The 17,080-nt window shown below is 76.2% G+C and carries 14 protein-coding genes; 1 reads left to right on the forward strand and 13 read right to left on the reverse strand.

Annotation, left to right across the window (positions count from 1 at the left end; genetic code table 11):
• Positions 1 to 37 precede the first annotated feature (37 nt).
• The 12 genes from AAHH18_RS06755 to AAHH18_RS06810 all read right to left on the reverse strand — a co-directional run bounded on the left by AAHH18_RS06755 (position 38) and on the right by AAHH18_RS06810 (position 13,704).
• The gene (locus AAHH18_RS06755; RefSeq protein ID WP_343301066.1) at positions 38 to 1,777 is read right to left on the reverse strand and encodes a dihydroxy-acid dehydratase; all 1,740 of its coding nucleotides are present in this window, start codon (positions 1,775 to 1,777) and stop codon (positions 38 to 40) included.
• Positions 1,774 to 2,640 (reverse strand): SDR family NAD(P)-dependent oxidoreductase, encoded by an 867-nt coding sequence (locus AAHH18_RS06760; RefSeq protein WP_343301067.1) that lies wholly within the window; start codon positions 2,638 to 2,640, stop codon positions 1,774 to 1,776. The genes AAHH18_RS06755 and AAHH18_RS06760 overlap by 4 nt, the downstream gene beginning before the upstream one ends.
• Positions 2,637 to 4,061, reverse strand: coding sequence for a hypothetical protein (locus AAHH18_RS06765; protein WP_343301068.1), 1,425 nt, complete (start codon positions 4,059 to 4,061; stop codon positions 2,637 to 2,639). Before AAHH18_RS06765 ends, AAHH18_RS06760 begins: the two co-directional genes overlap by 4 nt.
• Complete coding sequence (locus AAHH18_RS06770) at positions 4,058 to 4,861, reverse strand: HpcH/HpaI aldolase family protein (RefSeq protein WP_343301069.1); 804 nt, start codon at positions 4,859 to 4,861, stop codon at positions 4,058 to 4,060. Before AAHH18_RS06770 ends, AAHH18_RS06765 begins: the two co-directional genes overlap by 4 nt.
• Entirely contained in the window at positions 4,858 to 5,877 is a 1,020-nt protein-coding gene (locus AAHH18_RS06775) for a hydroxyacid dehydrogenase (protein WP_343301070.1), read from the reverse strand. The genes AAHH18_RS06770 and AAHH18_RS06775 overlap by 4 nt, the downstream gene beginning before the upstream one ends.
• Positions 5,865 to 6,986 carry a dihydrodipicolinate synthase family protein gene (locus AAHH18_RS06780; RefSeq protein WP_343301071.1) on the reverse strand — a complete coding sequence of 374 codons (1,122 nt, stop codon included), beginning with the start codon at positions 6,984 to 6,986 and terminating at the stop codon, positions 5,865 to 5,867. Before AAHH18_RS06780 ends, AAHH18_RS06775 begins: the two co-directional genes overlap by 13 nt.
• A complete protein-coding gene (locus AAHH18_RS06785) occupies positions 6,986 to 8,008 on the reverse strand; it encodes an NAD-dependent epimerase/dehydratase family protein (protein ID WP_343301072.1) in 1,023 nt (340 codons plus the stop codon). The genes AAHH18_RS06780 and AAHH18_RS06785 overlap by 1 nt, the downstream gene beginning before the upstream one ends.
• 47 nt (positions 8,009 to 8,055) lie before the next feature.
• Positions 8,056 to 8,958, reverse strand: coding sequence for a carbohydrate ABC transporter permease (locus AAHH18_RS06790; RefSeq protein WP_343301073.1), 903 nt, complete (start codon positions 8,956 to 8,958; stop codon positions 8,056 to 8,058).
• Positions 8,955 to 9,890 (reverse strand): carbohydrate ABC transporter permease, encoded by a 936-nt coding sequence (locus tag AAHH18_RS06795; protein WP_343301074.1) that lies wholly within the window; start codon positions 9,888 to 9,890, stop codon positions 8,955 to 8,957. The genes AAHH18_RS06790 and AAHH18_RS06795 overlap by 4 nt, the downstream gene beginning before the upstream one ends.
• A gap of 8 nt (positions 9,891 to 9,898) precedes the next feature.
• Entirely contained in the window at positions 9,899 to 11,161 is a 1,263-nt protein-coding gene (locus AAHH18_RS06800; protein WP_283318657.1) for an ABC transporter substrate-binding protein, read from the reverse strand.
• A gap of 91 nt (positions 11,162 to 11,252) precedes the next feature.
• On the reverse strand, positions 11,253 to 12,680 hold the full coding sequence (locus AAHH18_RS06805; protein WP_343301075.1) for a Gfo/Idh/MocA family protein: 1,428 nt from the start codon (positions 12,678 to 12,680) through the stop codon (positions 11,253 to 11,255).
• A gap of 157 nt (positions 12,681 to 12,837) precedes the next feature.
• Positions 12,838 to 13,704, reverse strand: coding sequence for an IclR family transcriptional regulator (locus AAHH18_RS06810; protein WP_343301076.1), 867 nt, complete (start codon positions 13,702 to 13,704; stop codon positions 12,838 to 12,840).
• Between the two features lie 179 nt (positions 13,705 to 13,883).
• Between AAHH18_RS06810 and AAHH18_RS06815 the strand changes: the two genes are divergently transcribed.
• A complete protein-coding gene (locus AAHH18_RS06815; RefSeq protein ID WP_343301077.1) occupies positions 13,884 to 14,756 on the forward strand; it encodes a Gfo/Idh/MocA family oxidoreductase in 873 nt (290 codons plus the stop codon).
• A 247-nt stretch (positions 14,757 to 15,003) separates the two neighbouring features.
• On the opposite strand, the gene AAHH18_RS06820 is transcribed toward AAHH18_RS06815, so the two are convergent.
• Positions 15,004 to 17,080, reverse strand: a 2,077-nt coding sequence (locus AAHH18_RS06820) for a peptidase C14 (protein WP_343301078.1), incomplete at its 5' end; no start/stop codon positions are given.

Genomic DNA, 17,080 nt, shown 5'->3' on the forward strand with positions numbered 1-17,080 from the left:
GTGGGTCGTGCGGTCGGGTGGGGGTCGCGGGGCGCGGTCACGAGCGGCCCACGACGGGTTCGACGAAGGTGCGGTGCGCCGGGGTCGGCGCGGTCAGGAAGTCGAGGTCGGCGCCCCGGTCGGCCTGGAGCACGTGGTCGGCGTACAGCCGCGGCCAGCCGCGCAGGTGCGTCGCCCCGGCCCGCGGCGCCGCCCCGCCACGCGCCGCCCGTCTGCGGTCCAGCTCCGCCTCGGGCACGAGCAGGTCGAGCCGGCGCGCCGGCACGTCGAGCCGCACGGGGTCGCCGTCCTCGACCAGCCCGAGAGGACCGCCCACGGCGGCCTCGGGGACGACGTGCAGCACGACGGTGCCGAACGACGTGCCGCTCATCCGGCCGTCGCTGACGCGGACCATGTCGCGCACCCCCCGCTCGACGAGCCGCTGCGGGATCGGCGCCATGCCCCACTCCGGCATGCCGGGCACGCCGACGGGGCCGCAGCCGCGCACCACGAGGACGTCGCCGGGGTCGACCTCCAGCGCGGGGTCGTCCAGCCGGGTGCGCATGTCGTCGTACGAGTCGAAGACGACCGCGCGGCCCGTGTGGGCGAGCAGCTCCGGGCTCGCCGCGGCCACCTTGATGACGGCCCCGGACGGCGCGAGGGACCCGGAGACGGCGGCGAGCGTCGGCGCAGGCAGGACGGGGTCGTCGGGCGTGCGCACCAGCGAGCCCGGGGCGCCCGGCTCCGGGTACGCGGGCAGCACGTCCCGCCACGGCCGCCCGTCGCCGGCCGCGGCGTCGAGGTCCACGAGCCCGCCCGCCGCGAGCGCGGCCAGCACCGTCGGCAGCCCGCCGTCCCGGCGCAGCCGGTGCACCAGGCCGGACCCGCAGGGCTCGACGTCGGCGAGCAGCGGGACGTCCCGCCACAGCGCGTCGAACCGGGCGAGCGAGGCGTCGAGCCCGAGCCGCCCGGCCACGGCCGCGAGGTGGATCACCGCGTTCGTCGACCCGCCCACCGCCGCGAGCACGCGCGCGGCGGTGTCGAGCGCCGCCTGCGTCAGGCGGGCGGAGGGGCGCTCCTGCGCGCGGACCATCGCGACCACCCGCTCGCCGGTGGCGCGCGCGGCGGCCTCGATCGCGGGTCCGACGGCGTCCAGCAGGGCGGTGCCCGGCAGGGCCATGCCCATCGCCTCGGTCAGCATCGCGAGCGTCGAGGCGGTGCCCATGACGTTGCACGCGCCCGGCCCGGCGCACGCGAGGCACTGCTCCAGCCCGCGCCAGCCGGTGTCGTCCAGCACGCCCGCGCGCCGGTCGTCGAGCGCCCGCCACAGGTCGGTGCCCGCGCCGAGCGGCCGGCCGCGGAACTCGGGCGCCGACCGCGCGCCGCCGAGCAGCAGCAGGGCCGGGACGTCGGCGCTGGCGGCGGCCATGAGGGCGGCGGGGACGGTCTTGTCGCAGTTCGCCAGGTGCACCACGCCGTCCAGCGGGTAGGCCCGGACGGTCTCCTCGAGCTCCATCGCGACGAGGTTGCGGTAGAGCATCGCGGACGGCTTCATGAGGTCCTCGCCCAGCGACATCACCGGGAACCGCACCGGGACGCCGCCCGCGGCGCGCACCCCGGCGGCCACGTGCTCGGCGAGCGCGGTGAACCCGGCGTTGCACGGGTTGAGGTCCGACGCGGTGTCCGCGATGCCGATGACGGGACGTCCGGCGTCCTCGGGCCCGAGCCGCAGGGCGACGCGGTGCAGCACCGCCACCTCGTCGTCCCCGGCGAACCAGCCGGCGCTGCGCAGCGTCACGCGCCCACCCCCGCCCGGCGCGCGCCCGGCTCCTCCGGGTCGGCGCCCAGCGCCGCGGTCCAGCCGCCGTCGATCGCGACCGTCTGGCCGGACACGTACGACGCGTCGTCGGAGAGCAGGAACGCGACGACCGCCGCGACCTCCTCCGGCTCGGCGATGCGCAGCGCGGGCGACCGCCGGGCGAGGAACTCCCGCGCGGCCGCCGGGTCGGGGGCCCGGTCGAACGAGGCCTCCAGGGCCGGCGACCGGACGGCGCCCGGCGCGACGGCGTTGGCCCGGATGCCGCGCGCCGCGTACGTCACGGCCACCGACCGGGTCAGGGCCTCGACCGCGGCCTTGGTCATCTCGTAGACCGTGTGCTCCGGGTACGCGGCACGGCCGTGCACGGAGGACATGTTCACCACGGCGCCGCCAGCGCCGGCGCCGACCCAGTGCGCGACGGCGGTCTCGCAGCCCCACAGCGAGCCGAGCTGGTTCCCGCGGACCATGTCGAGCGTCACCTGCTCGGACAGCTCGGTCAGGCCGTTGCGGACCGTGGTGCCCGCGCAGTTGACCCAGCCCGCGAGCGGCGCCAGGTCGAGCGCCGCCGCGAGCAGCCGCGCGTGCAGGTCGCGGTCGGCCACGTCGCCCGCGCAGCCGGCGGCGGTCCCCCCGGCCGCGCGGACCTCGGCCACGACCGCGTCCACCCGCCCGGCGTCCCGGCCGACGACCACGACGGCCCATCCGTCCGCGGCCAGCCGGAGCGCGATGGACCGGCCGATGCCGGAGGACGAGCCCGTGACGACCACGGAGCGTCCGGGGCGGGGCGGTGCCGTCGGGGCCGTCGGGGCGGGCACGTCGGACGGGTCGGCGGGGGCGGTCATGCGGTCACCTCGCGGGGTCGGGGCAGGGCGGCGACCGCGGCGTCCGCCGCGGCGGTCAGGTCCTCCAGGCCGCCCGGGGCCAGGAGCGTCTGCCACACCTGGTACCGGTCGCGGTCGTAGGAGGCGCGGTCCGGCAGGTAGACGAAGCCCGGGCCGTTGGTGAGGTTGAGCACGAGCACCGCGCGGTCGGGGTGCCGGCGGCGCAGCTCGGTCTGCAGGGCCGAGAACGCCTCGCCGGGGTGCGCGACGAGCACGGCGTCACCGAGGCCCCACACCCACAGCGGGTGCCCGGCGACGCCGTCGGTGACGTAGCCGTCCGCGAGCCGGGTCGCCCGGCGCAGGCGCTCGGCGGCGGCCACGGGGTCGATCCCGGCCCACTGCTCCGCGACCTGCTCGGCGGTCGGCACCGGTCGGGCGGCGAGCGGGACGGTCTGCGCCGTGCACCGCACGCCGGCGGGGTCGGGCGCGGGCTCCCGGACCCAGAGGCCCAGCGGTGCGCCGGACTCGACGACGCCGTCGAACCGCAGGCGCGTCCCCGGCTCCCCGAGCTGCTCCAGCACCGCCACCGCCGCGTGACCGAGGGCGCGCCCGTTGCGGTCGGCCTGCTCGGTGCCGGGCCCGTACTGCTCGCGCGGCGACAGCTCGCCGGACGCGCCCTGCAGGAACAGGCACGGCGCGCCCGCGGCGGCCTCGACCACCTCGCGGGCGGCCCCGACGAGGTCGGGCGACAGCAGGCTGTTGTGGTGCGCGAGCGTCGTCGGGTGGCACGCGTAGTTGAGCAGCACGCCCAGCGGTGCGCCTCCCCCCGCCGTCGACACCCGGCCGACCAGGAGCGTGCCGTCGGCGGGCGTGCCCGGGTCGAACGCCACGACGTCCCGGTCCCCGCACGGCAGGTTCCGGGTGACGGCCAGGTCGGACCAGCCGGTCCCCCACGTGACGACGGCGTCGACCGCCGCGTCGCGCGCCGTCTCGCACGCGTCCCGCGCCCCGGCCTCGAGCGTGCGGTGGTAGTCGTCGAGCAGGTCCGCCCCGGGCAGGTCGAGGCCCAGGTCCGAGACCGACGGGCCCGCGTGGGTGTGGACGAGGTGCAGCAGCAGGTCGTCCGGCTCGGCGCCCAGGGCGCTCAGCAGCGGGTCCCGGAGCCGGGCGAACGACGCCGCGTCCCGCCACCAGCCGAGGTCGAGCGTGAGCAGGTACCGCCACCGGCCCGCGCCGGCGTCGTGGAACGCGAGCGCCGTCGCCGTCAGCGGCCGGTGCACGCCCGTGGCGACCTCGGTGCGGGACGCGCCCCAGTTGTGGGCGCGGACGCCGACGGGCGGGGTGATGTCCGCCCGCCCGACGCCGGCGCGCACCCACGACTCCCGGGGGGTCCAGGTGGTGACGGCCGGCGCGGCGTCGCGCAGCACGGGGGCCTCGCTCACGACGCGCACCCTGCCCGTGCGAGCGCGTCGGCCGACCCGGTGCGCAGCAGCGTGGTGTCGGTCGCGACCGTCAGCATCCGCACCCCGCGGGCCTGCCAGTACGCCGCCATCTCCGGCGTCGCGCAGTGCAGGCCCATCGCGGTGCCGGCGCCGGACGCGGCGGCGACCAGCCCGTCCAGGGCGGCGTGCACCTCGGGGGACGTCGCGTACGTGGCCCGCCCGTGCCCGAGGGAGAGCGCGAGGTCGTTCGGCCCGACGTACACGGCGTCGACGCCCGGCACCGCCGCGATCGCCGCGGCGTCCCGCAGGCCCGCGGCGGTCTCCACCATGACGACGACCAGCCGCGCCGCGTCGGCCTCCGCGGGGGCGGGCGCCGCGCCGTCCACGTCGCCCCACACCGGCCCCCACGACCGGACGCCGCCGGGCGGGTAGGTGCACGCCGCCACGGCGGCCGCCGCCTGCTCGGGCGTGTCGACCATCGGGACGACGACGCCGTCGGCGCCCAGGTCGAGCGCGCGCATCATGAGCTCGGGGTCCGGCCCGGGCACCCGGACCAGCGTGGCCGCCGGGGTGTGCCGCAGCGCCTGCAGGACGGGCAGCACCGTGCCGGGGCCCGTCATGCCGTGCTGCAGGTCGACGCACACGTAGTCGTAGCCCGCGCCGCCGAGCAGCTCCGCCACCACCGGGTCCGGCAGGGTGCTCCACACCCCGCGCACCGGCTCCCCGGCGGCCCACCGCCCGCGCACCCGCGCCGCGCCCCGCGCCCGCGCCGACCGCACCCCGTCGCCGTCCCCGCTCATGCCATCCGCTCCAGGTCCTCCGCCGTCACCGCGTGCCGCAGCGCGTCGCCGCGCGCGTACCGCGCCACCTCGTCCACCACGATGCCGCCCTGCCGGAGCCGCCCCTCCACCGTGCCCGCCGCGTGGTGCGGTGTCAGCAGCACGTTCGGCAGCGACCGCAACGGGTGGCCGGCGGGCAGCGGCTCCTCGTCGAACACGTCCAGCGCCGCGTCGATGCGCCCGGTCCGGAGCTCGGCGACCAGCGCCGCCTCGTCGACGAGCCAGGACCGCGCGGTGTTCACGAGCCCGGCGCCGTCCGGCAGCAGCGCCAGCCGCCGCGCGTCGACCAGGTGCCGGGTCTCCGGCAGCGACGGCGCGTGCAGCACGACGACCCGCGAGCGCCGCAGCAGGTCGTCCAGCTCGGCCCGCTCCACCCCGAGCGCCGCGGCGTCCTCGGCGGTGAGGTACGGGTCGCTGACCAGCACGTGCGCGCCGAGCGCCCGGAGCAGCGCGATGTTCGCCCGGCCGGTCCGGGAGGCGCCGACCACGCCGATCGTCGCGCCGAGCACCTCGTGCCGCGCGGGGGCCGCCTCCGCCTCGGCCCAGGGCGCGCCGGCGTGCAGCGCGTGGTCGAACCGCGGCACCCGGTGCAGCAGCGCCAGCGTGAACGCGAGCGCCACCTCGGCGACCGACCGGGCCATGCCCTGGCCGGCCTGCGTGACGGCGACGCCGCGCGCCGCGACCTCGGGCGTGAGGAACGGCCGCACGGTCGCGCCGGTGTGCGCCACCAGCCCGAGCGCGGGCAGCCGGTCGAGCAGGGCGGCGTCGAGCGGCGGCTGTCCCCAGGTGGTGACCAGCACGCGCGCACGGGGCCAGGCGGCGCCCGGCGCGAGCAGCGCGGGACCGCCCTCGAGCCACACCACCCCGCCGCCCAGCGCCGCGGCGGCGTCGCCCAGCGCCCGCTCGGCCGCGGCGTCGAAGAACTCCCCGCGCAGCGCCGCCGGCACCGCGACCAGCACCGCCGTCACGCCAGCCACCCGTCGAGGTGCTCCGCGACGAAGTCGTCGTCGGACAGCCACGGGTGCAGCCGGAGCACGCGGTCGATCTCCTCGGCCTGGCCGGGCGACAGCGTCTCGTCCGGGTCGAGGCACCACGTGCCCGCGAGCAGGCCCTGCCGGCGCAGCACCTCGTGCACCCCGGCGATGCAGCCGGCGAACCCGTGCTGCGGGTCGAACAGCGCGGCGTTGGCGTCGGTCACCGCCGCGGACCGCGCGACCAGGTCGGCCAGCGCCTCCCGGTCGCCCGCGCGGGCCCGGCCCACCTGCGCGTGCAGCTCGACCGCGCGCCGGGTCCAGACCGACCAGTGGCCGAGCAGCCCGCCGACCACGCGGCGCGTGACCGGCTCGCCGTCCGGGCCGTCGAACACCAGGTCGGACAGCAGGTCCGCCACGATCGCGTCGTCGTTGCCCGTGTACAGCGCGATGTCGGCGCCGCGGGACGACCCGGCCACGGCGCGCGCGACGTCGAGGGTCCGGTACCGGTCGAACGGTGCGGCCTTGACCGCCACGACCGCCTCCAGCTCCGCGAACCGCCGCCAGAAGTCGAGCGACAGCCGCGGCCCGCGGATCGCGGCCTGCAGGTAGAACCCGATGACCGGCAGCACCTCCCCGACGGCGGCCGCGCGCTCGATCGCGTGGTCCTCGAGCCGGGCGGGGTCGGCGAGCAGCGGGTCCCCGGGCGCCGGGCGCGGCGGGCTGAGCAGCACCGCGTGGTACCCGAGGCCCGCGGCGACCTCGGCCTCCGCCACGGCCTGCGCCGTCGGCCCGGCCACCCCGGCGACCCGCACGAACGGGCGGGCGGCGGGCCCGGCCCCCAGCGCGTCGTCGAGGGTGTCGGCCGCGAGCGCCAGCACCGGCTCGTACAGGCCGACGTCCCGGATCTCGAACTGCGTGGTGTGCACCCCGACCGCGACGCCCCCGGCACCGGCGGCGGCGTAGTACCGGGTGAGCGCGCGCTGGTGCCGCTCGTCGAGCCGGCGGTCCTCCGTGAGCGCGAGCGGGTGCGCGGGGATGACGGTGCCGGCGCGCAGCAGCTCGCCGACCTCGCGCGGCAGGGCGGGGGCGGCGGGGGCGGCGGGGGCGGCCATCAGAACCGCCCGTCCCGGACGGCCCACTTGGTGGGCTTCCCGCTGGTCGGCAGCCCGGCCGCCAGCCACGCCGCCTGCCAGTCCACGAGCGTGCCCGCGGTGACGTCGGGGTAGCCGAACAGGTCGAGGCACCGGGTCGCGTCGTTGAGCAGCGCGGTGCCCGACGGCGTGCCCGTGAACGCGACGTCGCGGCCGAGACCCGCGGCCAGGCGCCGGGCGACCCGCTCGACGGGCAGCACCTCGGGCCCGGTGAGGTTGAGCGTGAAGACGTCGGGCGAGGCGTGGGCGGTGGCGCGGAGCGTGACCTCGTTCGCGTACCCCTGCCACACCACGTTGACGTGGCCGGTGGTGAGGTCGACCGGCTCGCCCGCGAGGATCGTCGAGGCGATGTCGTACAGCACCCCGTACCGCAGGTCGACGGCGTAGTTCAGCCGGATCAGCGACACCGGCGTGCCGCGGGTCAGCGCGCCGTGCGCGAACACCCGCTCCCGGCCGAGGCAGGACATCGCGTACTCCCCGACCGGCCCGAGGGGGTGGTCCTCGGCGGCGCCCTGGCTGCTGACGGGCACCAGCGGGTAGACGTTGCCGGTCGAGAACGCCGTGATCCGGCTGTCCCGGTACCGCCGCGCGACCCGGTCCGGCAGCGCGGCGTTCACCGCCCAGGCCCACGACGGCGCCGACGCGGAGCCGAACTTCGCGCCCACCATGAACAGCACGTCCGCGCCGTCGGGCAGCCTCGCCAGGTCGTCGTCGCCGAGCAGGTCGGCCGTCACGACCCGGACCCCCGCCGCGCGCAGCCGGTCGGCCTGCGCGGCGTCGGACCACCGGGACACGGCGTGCACCGCGTCGCCGTCGCGGCCCGCGGCGTCCAGCGCCCGCCGCGCCAGCACGGCGAGCGTCGGGCCCATCTTGCCGCCGGCGCCGAGGACCACCAGGTCGCCGGCGACGCGTGCGAGGTCGGCGACCAGCGCGGGCGACGGGGTGGTGAGGCGGTCCTCGAGCTCCTGCTCGGAGGTGAACATGCGGGTCCTTCCGTGGGGTCTGCGGGGTCGGGGGTCGCGGCGGCGGCTCAGCCCTTGATGCCGGTCTGCGCCACGCCCTCCTGGAACGAGCGCTGCGCGACGGCGTACGCCGCGAAGATCGGGACGAGGGCGACGACGGACCCGGCCAGCACCACCGAGAGCGGCACCTGCTGCTGGCGCAGCGACGCGATGCCGACGGTGAGCGTCCACATGTCCGCGCTCTTGCCGATGATGAGCGGCCACAGGAAGTCGTTCCAGTGCCACAGGAACACGAACGTGCCGAGCGTCGCGAGCACCGGCTTGCACAGCGGCAGCACGATCGTCGCGAACGTGCGCCACTCGCCGGCGCCGTCGATCTTCGCGGCCTCGAACAGCTCGTCCGGCAGCCCCTTGATGAACTGCCGCATGAGGAACACCGCCTGGGCGTTCGCCAGCGAGGGCAGGATCAGGCCCCAGTACGTGTCGACGCCGCCGAGCTTCGCCATGACGATGAAGGTCGGGATGAGGGTGACGTGGTACGGCACCATCACCATCGCGAGGAACGACCAGAACATGGCCTCGCGCCCGGGGAACCGCTTCTTGGCGAACGCGTAGCCGGCCATCGAGGCCATCACGAGCACCGCCACCACGGACACCACGGAGTAGATGACGCTGTTGAGCGTCCAGCGCAGCATGTCCTGCCCCGCGAGCACGTCCCGGAACGCCGAGGTGTCGAGGTTCCACGGCAGCAGCGACGACGGGAAGTCGATGGCCGTCTCGGGCCGCAGCGCGATGACGACCATCGCGTAGAACGGGAAGATCGTCAGCAGCGAGCCCGCGGCCAGCAGCAGCCCGCGCAGGACCTTGCCCCGCCGGGTCGGCTCGAGGGCGCGGTACGGGCGGCGACGCGTGGCGGCGGGCGGCGGCGGGACGGCGGGCGGGGCCGCGACCTGTGCGGTGGGGGCGCTCACGATTCCCTCCCGAGGAAGCGTCGCTGGACCACGGCCACGACGAGCGTCATGGCGAACAGCGCGACGCCGATCGCCGCGGCGTAGCCGTAGTCGACGTACTTGAAGCCCTGGTCGTACAGCATGTAGACGAGGGTGTAGCTGCCGCGGGCGGGGCCGCCCTGGGTCATCACGAAGATCAGGTCGAACACCTGGAACGAGGCCGTGGTCTCGATGACCGCGAGGAAGAACAGCGACGGCCTCAGGTGCGGCAGCACGATGTACCGGAACCGCGCGACGGGGCCGGCGCCGTCGGTCAGCGCCGCCTCCTCCAGCTCGCGCGGGACCTCCTGCAGGCCGGCCAGCAGGATGAGCATCCCGTAGCCGAACCGCGACCAGACGCCCACGAGCACGAGCGCCGGGACCACCAGCAGCGACGAGGACAGCCACGACTGCCCGCTGCCGCCGAGCCACTGCGAGACCGTCGACACCGGGCCGTCGGTCGAGAACACCCAGACGAACACCGTGCCCGCCAGCACCAGCGAGGTGATGACCGGCAGGAAGAACACCGACCGGAAGAACCCCACCCCGCGGAACCGGCGCCGCACCGCGAGCGCCATCACGAGGGACAGCCCGAGCGACAGCGGCACGGCGAGGAGCGTGTAGAGCACGGTCACGCGCAGGGCCTGCCAGAACACCGGGTCGCCGACCATGCGCTCGAAGTTCGCCAGGCCCTCCCACTCGAGGCTGCCGGAGATGTCGTAGTCGAAGAACGACAGCCCGACGCCGGCGATCGCCGGACCGAACCGGAACGCCAGGAACAGCAGGAACGTCGGCAGGGCGAACAGCAGGCCGGTGCGCGCGTCCCAGCGCGCCATCACCGACCGGCGACCGGCCCGGCCGGGCCCGCCGCGGCGCGTGGGCGCCGCGGCGGGCTCGCGGAGTGCAGAGGTCATCGCCTTCGTCAGCCCAGCATCGCGTCGGCCGAGGCCGCGGCGTCGTCGAGCGCCTGCTGCGCGGACTTCTGCCCGAGCAGCGCGGCCTGGATCTCCGGGGCGAGGACGCCCATCACCTCGCGGGCGTGCTCGTTGACCGGGCCGACCGTGGTGTCGGGGATCGTCTTCTCGATCGCGCCGTACACCGGGTCGTCCGCGTAGAGCTCACCGGTCGAGGACAGCGGGGAGAACATCTTCGCGGTGGTGACGAACTCGGTGACCGGGTCCGCCGAGGTCACGAAGTCGATCCACGCGCCGGCGGCGTCCTTGTTCTCCGAGCCCTTCAGCATCGACAGCGAGCCGACGGTGCCGTAGCCGATCGTCTCCTCCTGGGTCAGCGGCGGCTGGATGACGATGTTCTCGGTGCCCCAGTACGCCTCGACGTCCGCGGGACCGGACTGCCAGGTGCACGCGACCTTGTTCTGCGCGAGCGCCGTCTGCTCGATGCTCGGCGTGGTGGTGATGAGGTCGGGCTCCAGGTAGCCGCCCTCGTTCAGCTCGACCAGGAACTCGAGCGCCTCGACGCCCGCGTCCGAGTTGAACGCCACCGACGTGCCGTCCTCGCTGAACACGTCGCCGCCCGCCTGCCACAGCAGCGGGTAGAACGTCATGTTGAGCGTGACCTCGGGCGAGCCCCAGTAGTTCGTGGCGTAGATGCCCTGCTCGGCCAGGTCCGGGGCGATGTCCAGCAGGTCGTCCCAGGTCTCCGGGTACTCGGTGGCGCCGATCGCGTCGAACGCCGCCTTGTCGCACACCAGCGGGTTGGAGCTGGTGAGCAGCGGCGCGCCGAGCATCTGCCCGTCGACGGTGATCGACTCCGCGACGTTCGGGAGGATGTCGGCGACGTGCTCCTCGGACAGGTAGCCGTCCACCGGCTCGATCGACGACTGGTACGTCGCGAGCTGGTCGGGGATCAGGTACACGACGTCCGGGCCGGTGCCGGACGCGATGGCCGTGGTCAGCGACTCGTCGCGGCCCGCCCACGGGTACACCTGGACGGTGACGTCGACGTCCGGGTTCTCCGCCGTGAACGCCTCGACCTGCGCGTCCCAGAAGTCCTGGTGCGCGGTCTCGTCCGCGATGATCGGGTAGATCCACATCGTGACCTCGCCGGACAGGGCTCCGTCCTCGCCGTCGCCGGCGGGGGCGCCGTCGGACGAGGAGGAACAGCCGGCGAGCAGGACCGTGCAGGCGGCTCCGGCCGCCACCAGCGACTTCGTCGCGAGTCTCATCGCATCTCCTTGATCAGGACCCTGGGGTCGGGGGAAGGCAGGGACTGCTGGGGGACGTGCGGGTGGTGCGTGGTGCCCCGGGCGGCGGCCGTCATGCGGCGCCCACCTCCCGGACCTGGCCGGTCCGGCGCGCCTGCTCGGCGGCGAACACGACGAGGTGGCTGTCGAGGGACTCGGCCGCTCCGGACCGGACCCAGGTGCGGTCGCCGGTGGCGACCGCGGCGGTGAAGGCGTCCATGAGGCCGGCGTCGCCGCCGCCGTGGCCGTCCGCGGCGTTGGACCCGGCCGCGCCGGTGTCGAGGACGCGCACGGTGTTGTCCCGGAAGTCGACGACGCGGACCCGCTCGCCGTCGCCCTCGAGCGAGCCGTGGGTGCCGAACACCCGCGTCTGCCGGTGGGTCTGCTCCGAGAACGCCGTCATGGTGAACGTCGCCGCCGCGCCGCCCTCGAGGCGCATCGCGACGACCTGGTGGTCGACCACGTCGTTGTCGCAGTCCCACACGCAGCGGCCGTACGGGCCGGTGCGCAGCGCGTCGACGACCCCCTGCTCGTCGGTGCGCGACGTGATGACGGTGACCGGCCAGACGGGCCCGTCGGCGCGGAGCGTGCCGAGGTACAGCCGCGGGGCGGAGTACGGGCAGCCGGGCTCGAGGGCGCAGTCGAGGCACCGGTCCGCGGCGCCGGCGGGCCGGTGCTCGGGGCGGAACTCGGTGAGCGAGCCGAACGACGACACGCTCTCGACCCGCAGGCCGGTCACGTACCGGATCCAGTCCACGTCGTGGCAGGACTTGGCCAGCAGCATCGGCGCCGACTCGTCCTCGCGCCGCCAGGGCCCGCGCACGTAGGAGTGCGCCATGTGCCACCAGCCGACCGGCTCCAGGTGCTGCACGTCGACCACCCGGCCGAGGACACCGGAGTCGACGACCTCCTTCACCAGGTCGGTGTACGGCGTGTACCGCAGGACGTGGCAGACGCCGAACAGCACGCCCGCCCGCTCGACGGCCGCGACGATCCGGCGGCACTCCGCCTCGGTCGGGGCGATCGGCTTCTCCAGGAGCACCGCGTAGCCGAGCGCCGCGAACGCCTCCGCCGGCTCGGCGTGGTCGCGGTCCTGGGTGGAGATCACGACCATGTCCGCCACCCGGCCCTGCGCGGCGAGGTCCCGCCAGTCGTCGTAGTGCGCGACGCCCGGGTCGCCCGCGGCGACGAGCTCGCGCCGGTGCGGCTGCGGGTCGGCGACGGCGACGAGCCGGGCGCGCCCCGGGTTCGCCCGCGCCCACGCCAGGTAGGTCTGGCCGCGGTTGCCCGCACCGACCAGGGCGACGGTGACCGGCGGCAGCCCGGCGACGGCGTCGGCGGTGCTGCGGCGCGGCGCGCGCTCCCACGGCCGCGCGGCGGGGGCGGCCGGTGCCGTCGGCGACCGCGTCGCCGCACCCGCCGGGACGCCGGTGGGCGCGCCCGTCGTGCGCGGGGACGTCTCGCTGCTCGTTGCCATGCCGACCGCCTGGGGACTCGTCACGTCGTGGACTCGTCCGCGCGGTGCGCGTCGTGGCGTCGGGGCCGTGCTGGCGGTCGACCTCCCCGTCGAGGGCGACCGTCTGGCGGAGCGCAGGGGGCTGGCCTGCGTCGCGACGACCCTCCCGGGCTGGGGGCGGGTCGTGCAGTGGGACGGGACGCTAGCCCGGGGTCGCCGCCCCGTCAACCACCTCGGGACCGCCGACCGTCGTCACCGCCGGGGCGTCCGGGTCGAACCCCAGGTCCCGGGAGATGCGCCGGGCGGCGTCCCGCACGGTGCGGCCGAGCTCCTGGTAGTGCCACGCCGGCTGGTCGAGCTTGAGGCCCGTGATGGAGATCGCGCCGACACACGCGCCGTCGTGCCCGAGCAGCGGCGAGCCGATGCAGAACACCCCCTCGGCGTCCTCCTCGTCGTCGATCGCGTAGCCCTGCGCGCGGCTCTCGGCCAGGTGCGCGACCAGCGTGTCGACGTCCGTGATGGTGCGCGACGTGCGGCGCATGAGCCCCACGCGCCCCACCAGCTCGCGCACCTGGTCGGGCGGCAGCCACGACAGGATCGCCTTGCCCAGGCCGGTGGAGTGCGGCAGCTCGTGGCTGCCCATCCGCAGGTCGAGGCGGACGCGCTCGTTGCCGCCGACCTGGTCGATGACGACCGCCTGGTCCTGGACCAGCGTCGCGAGCCGGGCCGTCGCCGCGGTGGTGCGGGCCAGCGCCACGAGGTGCGGCCGCGCGACGTCGCGCAGGGACGTCTGCGCGAGGGCCTGCGAGCCCAGCCGCGCGAGCGCCATGCCGAGCCGGTAGCGCCGGGACATGCCCGCGCCGTCGTCGGCCACCAGCCCGCGGCGTGTGAGCGTGTACAGCGTCGCGAAGGCCGCGCTCTTGGACAGGCCGAGGGCCTGGCCGATCTCGGTCACGGACATGCCCTCGCCGGGCGGCCGGGCCGCGAGCAGCTCCAGCACGTCGACGGCGCGGGCCACGGAGCGGACCCAGTACCGGGAGTCCTCGGGCTCGGGCGGGCTCGGCTCCATCTGGTCTCCCCTGCAGGCCGGGGGCGCCGCGCCGGCGCCGTGCTGCCAGGCTAGCCGCTGTTCGGTACTGCCGACTAGTGTCCGAGGCGGACGACCGGGTGCGCCCGTGGAACTCGGGCCCGCGACGATCGCGGCTCGTCGCGCGGGTGTTCGGTCGTCCCGAACACGGGGAGGACCGGATGCGCCTGGGGATCGTCGGGGCGGAGTCGACGCACGTCGACCAGGTGCTGCGGCTCGCCCGGACGGGAGCGCTCGGGCCGGGCGTGGCCGTCGCGGTCGTCGCCGTCCCGGACGCCGAGCCGGCAGGGGACGACCGGCTCGCCGCGCTCCGCCGCGCGGGCGCCGCAGCCACCCGGTCGGGGACGCCGGAGCGCACGGCGGCCCTGCTCGCGCGCTCGGGCGTGGACGCCGTGCTGCTCGCCACCCGCGACGGCCGCGGGCACCGCGCGCTCGCCGAGCCGGTGCTGCGGGCGGGCCTGCCGCTGCTCGTCGACAAGCCGTTCACCACCGACCCGGAGGACGCGGCGCGGCTGGTGGAGCTGGCCGCGGCTCGCGGGGTCCCGCTGACCAGCGCCTCCGCCCTGCGCCTGCACCCGGACGTCCGCGCCCTCGCCGCGCGCTGGCGCCCGTCGCCGTCCGGCCTGACCGTCACGGCCTCCGGCCCGGCCGACCCCGCGTCCCCGCACGGCGGCCTGGCGTTCGCCGCCGTGCACGTGGTCGAGGCCGCCCTCGGGGTGCTGCGCGACCCGGTGTCCGGGCCGGTCGCGGTGGTCGCCGGCGCCGGCACCCGGACGGCGCTGGTTCCCGCCGGGCGGGACGTCGGGGTGGTGACGGTCGCGACGCCCGGGGCCGGCACGGGCGGCACGGGCACGCCGTACCAGCTGGGCGTGACCGGGGCGGACGGGCGGGAGGACGTGCGGGTCGAGCTGGGCGCCGACTACCTGCTGCCGGTGCTGTCCCGGTTCCTCGCGGGCGTGCGCGGCGGCACCGTGGCACCGTCGGGCGCCGCCCTGGTGGACGTCGCCCGCGTGCTCGCCGCGCTGTGCGCGTGACCTCCCGCTCGGCGGCCCGGACGCGGCGGAGGGCAGCACCCGGTCGGGGTGCTGCCCTCCAGGGGTGCGGTCCAGCCCGGCCGCGGCCCCACGTGCTGCCTTGCGCTCCGCCAAGAGCACTTTCCAAACGCCATTCGGCACAACCGAACGGACACTTCATTGAAGCGCGCGCCCGGGCGAGCGGCAAGGGCTGGGCGTTACGGTTCTGTAAAGCCTGCCGCTGTTCGGTATAGCCGAACGTTCAGGATCAGGCGACCAGGTTGCCGTCCGAGAGGACGCGGTCCCCCGTCGCCGGGAGCGCCGTCCGGGTCACCCCGCGCTCCACGTTGGCCGTGTGCAGCAGCGACGAACCCGGGCCGAACGCCGCGTCCGCGAGCTCCAGCCGGCCGCCCTCGAACGTCGAGCCGGTCGCGCGGTAGTGGTTGGTCCCGCCCGTCAGCACGACGTGCGCGACCGCGTCCGCGCCGGCGACGCCCGTGTACCCGTCGAACGACCACGAGAGCGTCCCGCCGTTCGCGGCCCGCCCGAACACCACGCCCGACGCCGGGGCCCCCGTCGCCCGCGTCCCGCCGGTCACCTCGAGCGCCTGGTCCGAGGTCCCGGCCAGCAGGACCCCCGTGCCGGCCAGCTCCGTCCCGTCCAGCACCAGGCGGGACGACGCCACCGTGAGCGCCGCGCCGCCCTCCGCGCCCTGGAGCGTGCACCCCGTCAGGGTCAGCGGGCCGGTCCCGGGGAACAGGGCCGTGCCGCCGTCGAGGCCGGTGACCGTCGTCCGCACCAGGTGCACGGGGGTGGTCACGTTCGCCGCGACGAAGGGCATCGACGCCAGCTGGTCCGTCAGGCCGATCACGCAGTCCTCGATCACGGTCGGGCGCGCGGACAGGTCCGTGGCCTGCGAGAGCTGGAACCGCCCGTCCACCCGGCACCCGCGCATCTGGAGGCCGTCCGCGTTCACCCACATCCACGACGGGTAGTCCGGCATGCTCGGGTCGCGCACCACCTGGCAGTCCTCCAGCGTCAGGTCCACCACGCCGACCCGGGCGAAGAACAGCGCCGCCACCTGCTGCCGCACGGTGACCCGCTTGGCCCGCCCGCCCCAGGTGGCCCCCGAGTTGGCGAACGTCATGAGGCCGGAGTTCCCGATGTAGGTCAGGTCGTGCTCGTACTGGCCGTGCGTGACGAACGGGCCCTGCACGTCGCCGTCGCCGTGGCAGCTCTCCACCGTCGAGTACGCCGCGCAGGTGAAGTCGTTGAGGTGCCGGGCGTTGGACGTCCGGCAGTCCACCACGTGCGCGTAGAGGCAGGAGATCTGCTGGGTCAGGTAGCCCGCGCCGCCCAGCGTCACGCTCACCGGGTTGGCCAGCGAGCACTGCGAGGTCACGTACGACGTGTTCCACCGCCGCATCACCACCGGCCAGAACGTGCGCTCCGCGTCCACCTGGTGCACGTCGCAGTGCGTCGCGTACTCGAAGGCCACCGGGTGCGAGCCCGTCACCTGGTCCGTCCCGGTCCCGCGGAACCGCATCCGCTGCACCGTGACCCGCTGGACCGGCTCGACGCGCGTGAACGTCAGCACCCGGCCCGCCGCCAGCGGCCAGCCCGTCTTGTAGCCGAGCCGCACGTGCGTGGCGTCGACCACCTGCGTGATCTGCACCAGGTACATGAGCTCCCGCTCGGCGCTGCCGCCGCCCGGGCGGGTATCCGTCTGCACGGCGTACCAGTCCCCCACCGCGAACGCCGCCGAGTCCGGCACGGGCACGATGTCGACGAGCTCCGGCAGCGCGTCCGGCAGCGTCGACGTCACGACGTGGTCGGTCACGGTCCCGCGGAAGAACAGCACCGCCGCGAACGGGTCGTTGGCGGCGGCGGGCTCGATGCCCTCGGTGGTCACCAGCCGGCCGCCGAAGTCGAGCACCAGGTCCGACCGCGTGAACCGGTGCCGGCGGGTGAAGCTGAGGTCCGTGCGGGCCTCGATGCGGTGCACCGCCGGGTCGCCGACCATCGCGTCCAGCGCGTCGTCCGCCGGCGTGCTCGCGTCCAGGACGCCGAACTGCCGGAAGTCGAGCACGCCGTCGTGGACGAGCAGCCACCGGCCGCGCGAGCGCCGCTCGGAGGCGATCACCGTGCCACCGTTCGGGTCCGCGGTGGCCGCGGGGTCCCAGCGGGTCACCATGCCGCCACCGTCGCCCGCCGCGGCGTACCCCGCGACCAGCACGACGGCGCCGGCGGTGGGCTGCAGGCGGCGGAGCTCGGCGACGGTGGCGACGGCGCCCGTGGCGCGGGCGGCGGCGGGTCCGCCGGCGGGCGCGGGCGCGGCGGCCGGG

The sequence above is a fragment of the Cellulomonas olei genome, assembly GCF_039548315.1.
In the GTDB taxonomy this organism is placed as follows: Bacteria; Actinomycetota; Actinomycetes; order Actinomycetales; family Cellulomonadaceae; genus Cellulomonas.